Here is a 12,113-nt window from a genome sequence, read left to right on the forward strand (position 1 = left end):
AATGGTAAGTAGATCCGAAGACCGCAAACTCCAACTCGCGAGAATAAATACATTCGCTGTAATTGCGGTTGTCCTTTTCCTAATCTTGATTGCGCGGCTGTGGTATTTGCAGATCGCACTCGGCAATGAGCTGATGAGAGCATCCGAAGCAAACCGCATCAAGCTCCTGCGCACGCGCGCCCCTAGAGGGACCGTGCTCGACCGAAAAGGCCGGGTGCTTGCCACAAGCCGTCCACAGTTTGTGGTGTTGGCGACGCCGGATGTCCTCAAAAAAGACAAGCATGCAATAAACACCCTATGCGGTATCCTTGCCATTACCCCAGTGGAGCTTGAAGACAGGCTCCAAATGAGCATGAGAAAAGGTGAAGCAAGACCCGGCTCACCCGTCAGAGTCGAGGTCGATGTCCCGCTGGCCACCGTTGCACGTATCGGTGAGATGAGGATGGATTTGCCGGGTGTGAGCGTCGAACTCGACAATCTCAGAAACTATCCCGACGGCGAGGCGGTGGCTCATGTGATGGGTTACCTCGGTGAGATAAGCGAGGAACGGCTCGCCCAGACGAAAAAAGAGAATAAAGACTATAGGCCGGGCGATTATGTAGGCAAGTCCGGCATAGAACGGGAGTATGAAGACCTGCTCCGAGGCCAAGACGGCGGTAAACAAATCGAAGTCAATGCCATGGGTCGGGCAGTCAGAATATTAGGTGAGAAACGCTCGACACCTGGAAAGACTCTCAAACTTACAATCGACAGAGACCTTCAAATCGCCGCTGAACGATCACTCGGCAAACAGACCGGCGCAGTCGTGGCTATCAGTCCTAAAACAGGTGCCGTGCTGGCTATGGTCAGCAAACCTTCGTTTGACCCCAATATCTTCGTCAAAAGAATAAAACGCAGCGATTGGGACAGAATAACCCGTGAGCGAGCACTACAGAACAGAAGTGTATATAATGTCTATCCGCCAGGCTCCACATTCAAACCGATTATGGCGATTGCCGGGCTGGTATATCATCAGTGCAACAAAAACACCACGGTCAGCTGCCCAGGATCTTTTCACTTCGGGCGTACATTCCGCTGCTGGAAAGTCCACGGCCGGGGTGTGACGTTCACCAGGGCTATTGCTGAGTCGTGTGATGTCTGGTTCTACAAACTGGCTCTGCGACTTGGCATCGACCGAATGGCAAAAGTTGCCAAACAGTTCGGTATCAGCCAGGCAACCGGCATCGATCTGCCGTATGAAAGCCGTTACGAAGACAATCACGTGGGCACAATGCCTTCCACCGCCTGGAAGAAAAAACGTTTTAAGAACCATCCGGAACAGCAGAAATGGTATCCCGGCGAAACTCCGAGCTGCGGAATAGGCCAGGGATATGTCGAGACCAGCCCACTTCAGATGGCTGTGGCAATTGCGGCAGTTGCAAACAAAGGCAAGGTCTACAGGCCTTATCTGCTGGATGAAGTATTGGACCGCAACGGCAAAGTGACAATGCGCACAAAACCGTATATTAAACGCCGTGTCGATGCTTCTGATGAGGATTTTGAACTGGTCCGGCAGGCAATGCGCGCTACGATTACCCAGGGAACAGGTCGTGTGTGCAATATCCCCGGCATCACTGTCGCCGGTAAGACCGGGTCGGCTGAAAACAGAGGACCCGCCCACGCATGGTTCGTCTGCTTCGCACCGCTGGAAGACCCTCAGATTGCAGTCGCATGCATAGTCGAACATGGCCGCCATGGAGCCAGCGCCGCAGCGCCCGTCTGCCGCGCCATCATGGACGTATATTTCGGTAAAAAGAAGATTGGCGAAATTGAAGAGAAGAAAGTCTCAGTCAGCGGAGACTGAGTTGATTTGATATTTAGTATATTGTATTTTATATTTGGCTATATGCGAGGAGCCTGACTATAAGGATACCGATTATAATCATACTTGCGCTTGCACTCTGCACCAGCGTCATGGCTGCTGACCAGACTGAAGGGCGTGTGGTGCTCGTTGTTGCGGGCGGCATAAGCATTAGGGATATTGCCGATCCTGCTTTCCCGCACCTGTGGGACCTGATGCACAGCGGGTCAGCTGCGCTTATGAACGTGCGCACAGGCAGAGCCAGTAAAGATATCGATCCGGTAGACAAACCCGGCATGGAACCCGGCTGCGTGAGCCTGGGTGCAGGCACGCTGGCCGTGGCTGGAGCGGAAACTCGCCGTGCAGCCGGTGTGGACTGCCTGATAAATGGCGTTCGCGCGGGCAGCATATATAAATCGAGGACCGCGCTCGACTATGGGGATGCTCGGATAGTCCACACTGAAATCGGCAAGATACTGCGAGCCAATGAAGAGGCGTCTTACAGGGCGCACCCAGGCGTTATCGGCTCGGCTTTGCATGAGGCTGGGATAAAGACCGCCGTGATCGGAAACTCGGACATTCCAGGCCAAATGCACCACGAGGCCGTAGCGATTGCAATGGACAAAAATGGCATTGTCGACCTCGGCAATATCGACTTACCAAGTCTGGCTCTGGTCGACTCGGACTCACCATACGGCATTCGAACCGACCAGGCAGCTCTGATGAGTGAGTTCGACCAGGCAGCGAACAGATGCAGATTTATCGTGATAGACGTCGGAGACACATCCCGCGCAGATATATATGCCGACTCTTGCACGAATGAGCAGGCAGCCATGTTAAGACGTCAGTCAGTACACCATCTGGACGATTTCATATCGAAACTGACTGCAAAACTCGATTTCAATAAAGACGTTCTGATTGTGCTCTCACCCAACTCGCGCAGTTTCAGCGATATCGATGAAGAAAAACTGGCACCCGTAATCGTTAAAGGACCAGGCTTTGGAGTCGGCACACTGACCTCGCCGTCAACGCGCCGACCAGGGCTCATTACGATCAGCGATGTAGCCCCGACGATCATCTCACTTCTCAGAGTCGAACCTGAGCAGCCGATGGGTGGGCGGCCGTTCAAATTTGTGAAGCAGAACAATAATATCAGTAAGCTCCTTCAGTTGAACCTGGATGCGGCCAAGCAGGACCAAAGGCAGCCTGCTATGCGCGTAGGAAGTATAGTTCAGTCCGTGGCAGTGATCCTGGTGACGCTTGCAGTTGTCCTCGGAGTGTCGCGTCCGGTAAAAAAGCTTGCCGCATGGGTCGCCTTGGTGCCACTTGCTATCCCAATTGCTATGCTCTATCTGCCGCTTGTCTATTCCGGCGGACTGGTCGGCACAATAATATGGCTGATCGTCATCACAGCAGCAATTGTGCTCGTATGCTCCATGCTCTTCCGTAATCCGGTAAGGGCAATGGGATGGCTGTGCGGAATTGTTGTCGTGAGTCTGATGGTCGATCTGGTGCGGGGAGCGCCTCTTATCAAATCGTCAGTCGCCGGATACGGCATGATTGAGGGCGCGCGGTATTACGGCATCGGAAATGAACTTATGGGAACCATGCTAGGTTCATCGATCATCGGCATGGGGATTGTGCTTGCCGCATGGAATGCTCAGGCGTGGAAAAAATGGATGGCCGCAATTATTGTATATGTGCTGGTGCTTGTCTTTATTGGAGCGCCGAACCTGGGCGTAAACCTTGGCGGAGCGCTTGCTGCAGCACTTGCGCTCTGTGCAACACTGCTTGCACGGCGCGGCAAATGGCCGGGTTGGCGCACATTCGTTGTTGCATTACTGGTAGTATTTATTGCGTTTGGTGCGCTATTCGGACCCGACTTGCTGCGCGGTGGAGCTTCACAGTCACATGTCGGCCGTGCACTCAGCGCATCGGGCAGTGGGAGCGATATTCTTTGGATCGCCGAGCGCAAGATGGCGCTAAACTTCATGCTGCTGGCAACAAGCGTGTGGAGCAGACTGCTTGCACTGAGTCTGATCGGATATCTACTTGCGCTGTGGCAAGTCAGCCGCAAAGCGCTGGAAATTTTCCCGAGGGATGAAAAAGCCGCAATGGTCGGGACTTTCATAGGCATATGTGGAGCATTTGCATTTAATGATTCGGGTGTTCTCGCTGCAGCAACGTGCGCTGTGGTACTATGGATGCTGCCCGCCGTTCGTCTGCTTAGCCTTGAACAAACAAAAGGGCCGAGAGATATCTCCCGGCCCGAAGCAACGAATCAGTAATTGGGTCTTAACGCCGGCAGGGTGATCATGGTAGAGGGCCCTGCCCCGGCACATTTGCCCGGCACTTGATATTGAGCAAATTTGCTCATATTCTTCTCTTGGATGCTTGCGCTGTAAATACTCTGCCTCGGGAATGGATAGCATGTAAAATTGAACGCTACACTATACGGCACTCCCTGCATCACCGCAATCTCCTCATATAGCACACCCCGCCTGATGTCCATAAGCGTATGGCCGATGGGGTAACCGGTCTCCATCGCTATATTTGTTGCAAGGGCGACGTCCATCCAGTCATAACCCATCGCATAATACCTGAACACCTCCGCACGCGTCAGCAGCACGTTGCCTGTCTTGTTATAAATAGCATAACAGGCGCATGGACCCGCACCGACTGTCTCAGACGGGCAGAGACATTTGTCTGCTATCGCAATCATGTCCGCCAGGCAGACATTATACTTGGCCGCTACGCTGTTCCAGTCTTTGCACTCGCAGTAACTCGCCAGCACGTCGCTGACTGAAACACAAGCCTTTTTGGCAATGGCCGCTGCTATGGCTATGTCCTTGTCACTGTAGCCTTGATTGCGCAGGTCACACAGCTGCTGTTGAGTCAGACCGAAAGTGCACATCAGACAATTGTCAACCGATTGCACCTGCGCTGACGACGGACAAACGGCGCATGGGTTGCTGGGACATGTCACAGTCGGGCAAGTATTGCTCGGACAACATGAGTCGGCTGCTAAGACGCCAGCCGCACAAGCGAGAGTCAGGGCGCAAACCATTACGAAAAGTCGCATCTCGGTGCCTCCTTATGAATAACTGAATATCGGGCATAGTCGGCGAATGAGGCTCCGAGAGCATTATTCACGATCTTCGTGAATAATGCGGGCCAAGCCTCTCGCACTGCGTACCCTCGCTTTTGTTACCCAGTGCCACTTTTGTGCAAACCTGTTGACAATGTGGCGACAAAGCGTTTACATAAATCAGCCAAATGGCTCGGCAGGAGCCTCGCCCTCCCAGCCCGGATTATGTGCGAAGTGCATAATCCGGGTCTCCGAGAGCATTATTCACGTCCCTCGTGAATAGTGGGGCCAGCACCCCTGTCGTGCCGAATGCTGCCGAATTACTGGGGAAATGTTATAGCTCTCAGAGGCTTTTTAACTTCGTTTGGGGAATTACTTGGCCACTCTCTTCAGCAGCACAACGCCTGCCCCAAGACCAAGCACATTGGCCGTAAATGCACCCACAAACGGCGCCATATCGCCCTGGACGGCCAGTGATGACGTGTAGCGCCATATGAGCCAGTATATGAGGATAAGCAGCAGACTGAGGCCGAAGCCCACAGACGAACTGCTTCTGCTGGGTCTGATGCCCAAGGGAGCTGCCAGAAGGGCAAATATCAGGCTGGAAATAGGCAGGGCGAGTTTGTTCCAGCGCTCGACGTCCAGATCGTTGATCTTCTCCTGTGGTCTGTCTGGATGAGCCCTGACATATTTTATAAATTGAGAAAGCTCCACAAAACTCATCTGCTCAGGATCCTTCTGATAGAGCGCAAACTGGTCGGGAGTCTTCTCGATCTTGATCTCGCGGGTCTGGGACTTCTGGAAGTTCCAGAGGTCGGGGTGATCCGTGCCAAGGCCTATCTGCAGATAGCCGTCATAGAGCAGCCATTTATACTTATTATCAGGGTTGTTGTCGATCCCCGCCCATACGGCATGATCGGCATATATGAGAATCGAAGGACGGCCTTCGCTGTCACTCTGGACGACAGTAACCTTTTTGAGCGTACGGCTCTTTGTATCCATTCCGCCGCCGACCCTGATGAGCGACCTCGTGCCCTCATCTACCAGGCTGAACGGCTGATCCGAAGGCATTTCCTGCTTGAATACCTCCGCCTGAAGTTCCTTGTTCCTCATATTGGCATACGGAGCAACGGCTTCGTTGAGCAGTATGGAACCGCCGCTGACCAACAGACCCAGCGTGATGACCGGCACCACCAGTCGATATAAACTAATGCCGCCTGCAAATATGGCTATGACCTCGCTGTCGCTGGATAGTCGGCCAATGCCCAACAGCACGGCAAGCAGTGTCGCCATGGGCAAAGTGATGACCACTATCTGAGGCAGAATCAGAACCACGATCTCTATCGCGGTGAGAAGAGGCATGCCGTTCATGACCCAGGTGGTGAGTTTGAGCAGATATGATCCGCTGAAGAAGACACCTGTAAATGCGATTACGCCGAATGCGAACGGACCGAGCAGTTCGCGCCAGATAAGTCTGTCCAATAGCTTCATGCAGGCCTCACATCTCGAACCGGTCGCCAAGGTAGAACTTGCGGGCGATGGGGTCGTTAGGCAAATCGGCTGAAGCTCCAGCGGTCTTTATCTCGCCCTCGGACATTATATAGGCGCGGTCGGTGATGGCGAGGGTCTCACGCACGTTGTGGTCAGTAATTACTATGCCGATACCCTTGTCCTTGAGGTGACGGACAATATCCTGGATATCGCCGATTGCAATCGGGTCGACGCCCGTGAACGGCTCGTCCAGCAAAATGAACCTCGGATCGGTGGCGAGGGCGCGGGCTATCTCCACCCGTCTGCGCTCACCGCCGGATAAGACCTGGCCTTTGCTGTTGCGCACATGCGTCAGGCCGAACTCATTCAGTAGCTGGTCTGTGCGAACCAATCTCTCCTTCTTGCTGACGCCATGCATCTCCAGCACCAACAGGATGTTCTCCGCCACAGTAAGCTTTCTGAATACAGATGGCTCCTGCGCAAGATAACCCAAACCCAGACGCGCGCGCATAAACATGGGCTTGTTTGTTATGTCCTTATCGTCAAGGGTCACCTTTCCCTCGTCGGGCTTGACCAAGCCGACCATCATATAAAAAGTAGTCGTCTTACCCGCACCGTTCGGACCCAGCAGGCCGACAGTCTCGCCTGTGGACATGGACAGACTGACATCGCTGACCACACGGCGTCCCTTGTATATCTTGACCAGGTTATGTGCTTGGAGCTTCACTTGGGGGCTGTCGCCTCTTTCTTTGGAGTTAATTCAATCCTGCTCAGGCCGGGACTACTCTCCAGTCTGAAAGCCGGACTTGGAGTCGACTTGAGGTCTATGGTGGCTTTATCGCCGGTCATAACCGCAGGCTCAGTATAGAGCGCAGGATTTGTGTTTACTATCTTTACATTGCCGACAAGATATGCCTTTTGCACGACGCCGTCGTATGTCGCGCTGTCGGCTGTGGCCGTGGTGACTGTCTTGAGGCTGGTCTTGGGATCACAGGTGGTATACGTCAGTTTGACAAGACCGCAGAGTTCGGCTGACTTGATCGCACCCATGGGTCCGGAAACCGAGCCGATGATTACCATCATCTTATCGGATTCGGCCTCAAAAAATGTCCCCGCAGCCTGGTCGATCATTTTTGCATACACACTTTTGTCGGCGACTACTTTATATGAACCGTCTATAAGATTTCCGTCGATTATGGCGGCGACTATGGTGACTCCATTGCTCTCGTATCGTGTCAATGCGAATGCCGGAACATATATCATTACACACAATACTATAGTCATTACTATAAGCAGCCGCATCCTTTGACGAGGCTTAGGATGCTGAACCAGCCTATGTATATTCATACCGATACTACAATCCTTTCCCGGAATCCATGACCCTGATGCTCTTCATGGCCGTGTCGGCGATAAATGCAGCGCCCTGCATATTGCCCATGGTGGAGTTTATCTTTACCCCGCCGTCACCGACCACCTTCTGCTCTTTGGCATACCATTTCATCCACTGCGACCTGACCGTGGTGTTTCTCTCCAATGATTTCAGAGTCACCCCGCCGGTGGCCGTTACTATGCGCTTTGTCGTGTCGGCAATGACCTTTGGCGCGGTCATGGTGGCCACCAGTTTGCCGTTTTCATACAACTTGCCGGAGAAATTCGTGAGCCGGCCGATCCTGGTCACCTCGCCGCCGCTTACTTCCTTGGCTGAAGCGCTCATACGCACATGACCATTTTCCACCCAACTGAATGTGACGCCCTGCTGGCTGAACTGCAGCTTGGGACCATCGTCGACTCTGGGCAGCATATATGCCTGCGGCTTTTTTTCTGTGTCAGTTTTGTTCTGCGAGGTTTGCGCCTGGTTATCACTTGCCTGAGCGACCGGAACCTGTGACACACTCGGCTGACGCTTCCCGCATCCGGCTACAAGTAAAACCATAACCCCAACTAAAACCAGAACTATATTTTTCAAACGCATAACACCCCTCGACGGGCTCCGCAGGACCCACACAAGGAATGGACGGGGATACGAACCGGGTCTTGCCAAACCAAGTTTATCACAACTGGATATAGTACGCAAAATCTTAACACCAATGGGAGTCGGGCAGAAGCTTCTTCATGGCGGCTATTTCATCACGCAGTTGGGCGGCACGCTCGAAGTCCAAGTCTTTGGCTGCCTTTTTCATCTGGCGCTCGGTCATGGAAATCGTGCCGAGCAAATCGTCGAGTGAAAGCGGCTTCTTGTCGGCTTTCTCACCCGACTGCTCGTATGTGTATGTGTCTATGTCCTTGCCGCTCTCTATGAGGTCGCGCACCGCTTTGGCTATGGTCTTGGGTGTTATGCCGTGCTCCTCGTTATACTTTGCCTGGATTGCTCGGCGGCGGTTGGTCTCGTCTATGGCGCGGCGCATTGAGTCTGTGACATTGTCGGCATACATTATAACTTTGCCCGAAACATTGCGTGCTGCACGGCCAATAGTCTGGATAAGCGATGTCTCTGAGCGCAGAAAACCCTCCTTGTCGGCATCTAGTATGGCAACGAGAGAGACCTCGGGCAGGTCCAGACCCTCGCGAAGGAGGTTGATCCCAACAATAACATCATGTACGCCGAGCCGCAGGTCGCGCAAAATTTCAGTGCGCTCGAGAGTCTTGATCTCGGAGTGCAGATAGTGAACTTTCAGTCCCAGCTCATACAGATATTCGCTGAGGTCTTCGGCCATCTTTTTGGTGAGTGTGGTGACCAGCACCCTCTCGCTGCCCTCGACACGGCGCTTGATCTCGTCTATGAGGTCGTCTATCTGACCCATGGTCGGCCTGACCTCCACCTCGGGGTCCAATAGACCTGTAGGACGGATCAACTGCTCCACAGTCTGCGAAACATGCCCCGTTTCAAACGGACCGGGAGTGGCAGAGACGAATATCGCTTGATTTACCAGCTTCTCGAATTCGGCGAATTTGAGTGGACGGTTATCGAGCGCAGATGGCAGCCTGAAGCCGTATTCGACCAGGGTCTCCTTGCGCGAACGGTCACCGGCATACATCGCGCCGAGCTGCGGGATTGTCTGGTGAGACTCGTCTATAAAAATCAAAAAGTCTTCCGGGAAATACTCGACCAGAGTGTGGGGAGTGCTGCCGGGAGGACGGCCGTCCAGAATGCGCGAATAGTTCTCTATGCCGCTGCAGTATCCCAGTTCGCGCATCATCTCCATATCGAACCTGGTGCGCTGCTCGATACGCTGAGCCTCAAGGAGCATATTCCTGTCTGTAAAATACTTTACCCGTTCATCAAGCTCTCTCTCGATCTCAATCAATGCCTTTTCCATCTTATCGGCGGGCGTGACGAAATGGCTGGCAGGATAGATCGTGACGGCATGATGAGACGATATGACCTCACCGGTCACTGAGTGGATCACGTTGATCTTCTCGACCTCATCACCAAAAAATTCCACGCGAGTGATCGACTCTTCGTCCTTGGGCTGGATCTCGAGTATGTCGCCGCGGACTCTGAATGTCCCGCGTCCAAGGGCGATATCGTTGCGGGTGAACTGCATATCGATCAGCAGGCGCAGTATCTGTTCTCGCTCATATGTCTCGCCGACACGCAGGGCCAGCACAATCTTGGAATAGTCCTCTTTGGAACCGATGCCGTAGATGCAGCTTACGCTTGCAACTATCAGCACATCGCGCCTTTCGAGCACGGCTTGGGTGGCTGAGTGGCGCAGACGGTCGATCTCGTCATTGACTGATGAGTCCTTTTCGATATATGTGTCCGTCTGCGGTATGTAGGCCTCAGGCAGATAATAGTCGTAATAACTGACAAAATATTCAACCGCGTTATTCGGAAAAAATTCCCTGAACTCAGAACAGAGCTGGGCAGCGAGGGTCTTGTTGTGCGCGATCACCAGACTCGGGCGCTGGATCGCCTCGACTACATTCGCCATTGTAAATGTCTTGCCCGAACCGGTTACGCCCAGAAGCTGCTGAAACCTGTAGCCGACCTCGATTCCCTCGACAAGCTGGGCTATTGCCTTTGGCTGGTCGCCGCTGGGTTTGAATTCTGCTCTTAGTCTAAATTTGTCCATATCCACCAAGCCGCACGTTTGTTCGGCTTTCATGATAGGGCAAAGACAGGCAATGGTCAAGGTGAAGAGTTTGGGAAGGGTCGAGTGAACTACTCGACCCTTCCTAGGAGGAGAGCCTGGAAGTCTAATTTAACCTCCATCGCTTTGTTGAAATGTCAATCATGGGTTATGAAACACTGCGCTGCTATGCAGCAAGCTGATTGTCATAACCATCAGTCTCGTCACAGCAATCGAGAACTCTTATCATCAGTTCGAATACTTCTTCAGGAGGCAGCGGCTTTACATAACATTCAGCAGCCCCCATATTCATTGCAATCCTCTGGATAGATGGCATCTGATTATCCATGCCCAAAATTGTCGGTGGAGCACTGTCTAAAGCACGCATAAGACGCAATAGCTCCAGGCCACTGATATCACGCAGCCTCAAATCCATTATTACCACACTGTACTTGAGGATGTGCATTATCTGCCAGGCATGCCAGCCGGCATCTATTTGATCCACGCTACATCCTTGACTGCGTAGATATCCAACTAGAGCATTAGCGGCTTCATGATGCTTGTACGATTCAACTACGAGTACACGCAATTGAGATCCTGCAGCCTGTCTCACAGATCATCCTCCATTATCTAGGCAATTTACGCTATGTAAATTGCACGTCTCGGCCTAGATATCGTATACTCAGAGCACATATCTCTGATACAAGTTCAAGGCCGTGATTTACTTGACACTAGCCCTGATTATGCTGGAAGCGCATAATCAGGCTAGTGCATCTGCGCATTCATACTGCGCGCAATTTCTCTTCGAGAATTAACACCGAGTTCCTGGTATATCCGGCGCAAGTGGGTCTTTACTGTGTTGATACTCAAATATGCAGCAGTGGCAATTTCTTTGTTTGTGAGTCCTTTGCTGACGAGATCGAGTATCTCTTGCTCTCTTGGGGATAGATTTGATATCGACTGATAGCATTCAGAAATATCGTGGGGAATTCCACATCGTGCACACTCACGCACTGCATCGACAAGCACACTGATGTCAAACGCATAGCCGCCATCAGCCACTTCTCTTAAAGAAGAAACAAGCTCTTCAAGAGAACACGTTTCAAACACACAACCACTTACGCCTACGCTGATTGCCTGCGCCAGATTGTCTACCCTTAGCCGAGAAGCTAGAATAATCCACTTTGCTTCAGGATATTCCTTAGCCAGTTCCTGCGCCGCATCGGTTCCCGACCCGTCAGGAAGTGAAAATCCTATAAGCACAATATCTGGCCTGGCATCAGCAATAACCGACCTTGCATCCTTGACAGAGCCGGCCTCACTTACTACCCTGAACTCACCTAGCTCAGAAAGACGACGAGCCAGTAGTTCTCGAAACATCTTGTTGACATGAACAACAACAATACGAGTTTCTTTTCCACGATTATTTCCATGAGCCATCGTACAACACCCCCTTGGGCAACACATTAAAAGATGGATTCTGGTTTCGTGGAATCAGCCCCACAATGTGTGTTTTATATGCTAATGTGCTACATTCCTTCGCATTTGCTGAAAAATTTTTGCGAATTCCGGTATACCCTTTTAGGCAATCGCCTAGTGCATTAATCAATGCGGTCTTAGT

The 12,113-nt window shown here is 52.3% G+C and carries 10 protein-coding genes; 2 read left to right on the plus strand and 8 right to left on the minus strand.

Features of this window, described 5'->3' with window-relative positions; all coding sequences use genetic code 11:
• Position 1: 1 nt before the first annotated feature.
• Entirely contained in the window at positions 2-1,843 is a 1,842-nt protein-coding gene (mrdA, locus tag LLG46_08980; GenBank protein ID MCE5323429.1) for a penicillin-binding protein 2, read from the plus strand.
• Positions 1,844-1,953: 110 nt separating this feature from the next.
• Positions 1,954-4,128 carry a hypothetical protein gene (locus LLG46_08985; protein ID MCE5323430.1) on the plus strand — a complete coding sequence of 725 codons (2,175 nt, stop codon included), beginning with the start codon at positions 1,954-1,956 and terminating at the stop codon, positions 4,126-4,128.
• Here the strand turns inward: LLG46_08985 and LLG46_08990 are convergent.
• From LLG46_08990 to LLG46_09025, 8 genes are all read right to left on the minus strand, one after another.
• Entirely contained in the window at positions 4,122-4,922 is an 801-nt protein-coding gene (locus LLG46_08990; protein ID MCE5323431.1) for a hypothetical protein, read from the minus strand. The two genes, LLG46_08985 and LLG46_08990, sit on opposite strands and share 7 nt — an antisense overlap.
• A gap of 378 nt (positions 4,923-5,300) precedes the next feature.
• Complete coding sequence (locus LLG46_08995; GenBank protein MCE5323432.1) at positions 5,301-6,419, minus strand: LptF/LptG family permease; 1,119 nt, start codon at positions 6,417-6,419, stop codon at positions 5,301-5,303.
• Positions 6,420-6,426: 7 nt separating this feature from the next.
• Entirely contained in the window at positions 6,427-7,146 is a 720-nt protein-coding gene (lptB, locus tag LLG46_09000; GenBank protein ID MCE5323433.1) for an LPS export ABC transporter ATP-binding protein, read from the minus strand.
• On the minus strand, positions 7,143-7,766 hold the full coding sequence (locus tag LLG46_09005; GenBank protein ID MCE5323434.1) for an LPS export ABC transporter periplasmic protein LptC: 624 nt from the start codon (positions 7,764-7,766) through the stop codon (positions 7,143-7,145). The genes lptB and LLG46_09005 overlap by 4 nt, the downstream gene beginning before the upstream one ends.
• Positions 7,767-7,773: 7 nt before the next feature.
• Complete coding sequence (locus LLG46_09010) at positions 7,774-8,385, minus strand: LPS export ABC transporter periplasmic protein LptC (GenBank protein ID MCE5323435.1); 612 nt, start codon at positions 8,383-8,385, stop codon at positions 7,774-7,776.
• A gap of 112 nt (positions 8,386-8,497) precedes the next feature.
• Positions 8,498-10,495 (minus strand): excinuclease ABC subunit UvrB, encoded by a 1,998-nt coding sequence (gene uvrB, locus LLG46_09015; protein ID MCE5323436.1) that lies wholly within the window; start codon positions 10,493-10,495, stop codon positions 8,498-8,500.
• Between the two features lie 184 nt (positions 10,496-10,679).
• A complete protein-coding gene (locus LLG46_09020; GenBank protein ID MCE5323437.1) occupies positions 10,680-11,105 on the minus strand; it encodes a response regulator in 426 nt (141 codons plus the stop codon).
• A 152-nt stretch (positions 11,106-11,257) separates the two neighbouring features.
• A complete protein-coding gene (locus LLG46_09025) occupies positions 11,258-11,932 on the minus strand; it encodes a response regulator transcription factor (protein MCE5323438.1) in 675 nt (224 codons plus the stop codon).
• Positions 11,933-12,113: the final 181 nt, after the last annotated feature.

The organism is bacterium (assembly GCA_021371935.1).
In the GTDB taxonomy this organism is placed as follows: Bacteria; Armatimonadota; UBA5829; order UBA5829; family UBA5829; genus UBA5829.

What these genes read in the sequence shown, in the direction of transcription:
- uvrB (MCE5323436.1), bottom strand. Translation starts at nt 10,495, where the DNA reads ATGGACAAATTTAGACTAAGAGCAGAATTCAAACCCAGCGGCGACCAG.
- LLG46_09025 (MCE5323438.1), bottom strand. Translation starts at nt 11,932, where the DNA reads ATGGCTCATGGAAATAATCGTGGAAAAGAAACTCGTATTGTTGTTGTT.
- LLG46_09005 (MCE5323434.1), bottom strand. Translation starts at nt 7,766, where the DNA reads ATGAATATACATAGGCTGGTTCAGCATCCTAAGCCTCGTCAAAGGATG.
- LLG46_08990 (MCE5323431.1), bottom strand. Translation starts at nt 4,922, where the DNA reads ATGCGACTTTTCGTAATGGTTTGCGCCCTGACTCTCGCTTGTGCGGCT.
- LLG46_08985 (MCE5323430.1), top strand. Translation starts at nt 1,954, where the DNA reads ATGGCTGCTGACCAGACTGAAGGGCGTGTGGTGCTCGTTGTTGCGGGC.
- mrdA (MCE5323429.1), top strand. Translation starts at nt 2, where the DNA reads ATGGTAAGTAGATCCGAAGACCGCAAACTCCAACTCGCGAGAATAAAT.
- LLG46_08995 (MCE5323432.1), bottom strand. Translation starts at nt 6,419, where the DNA reads ATGAAGCTATTGGACAGACTTATCTGGCGCGAACTGCTCGGTCCGTTC.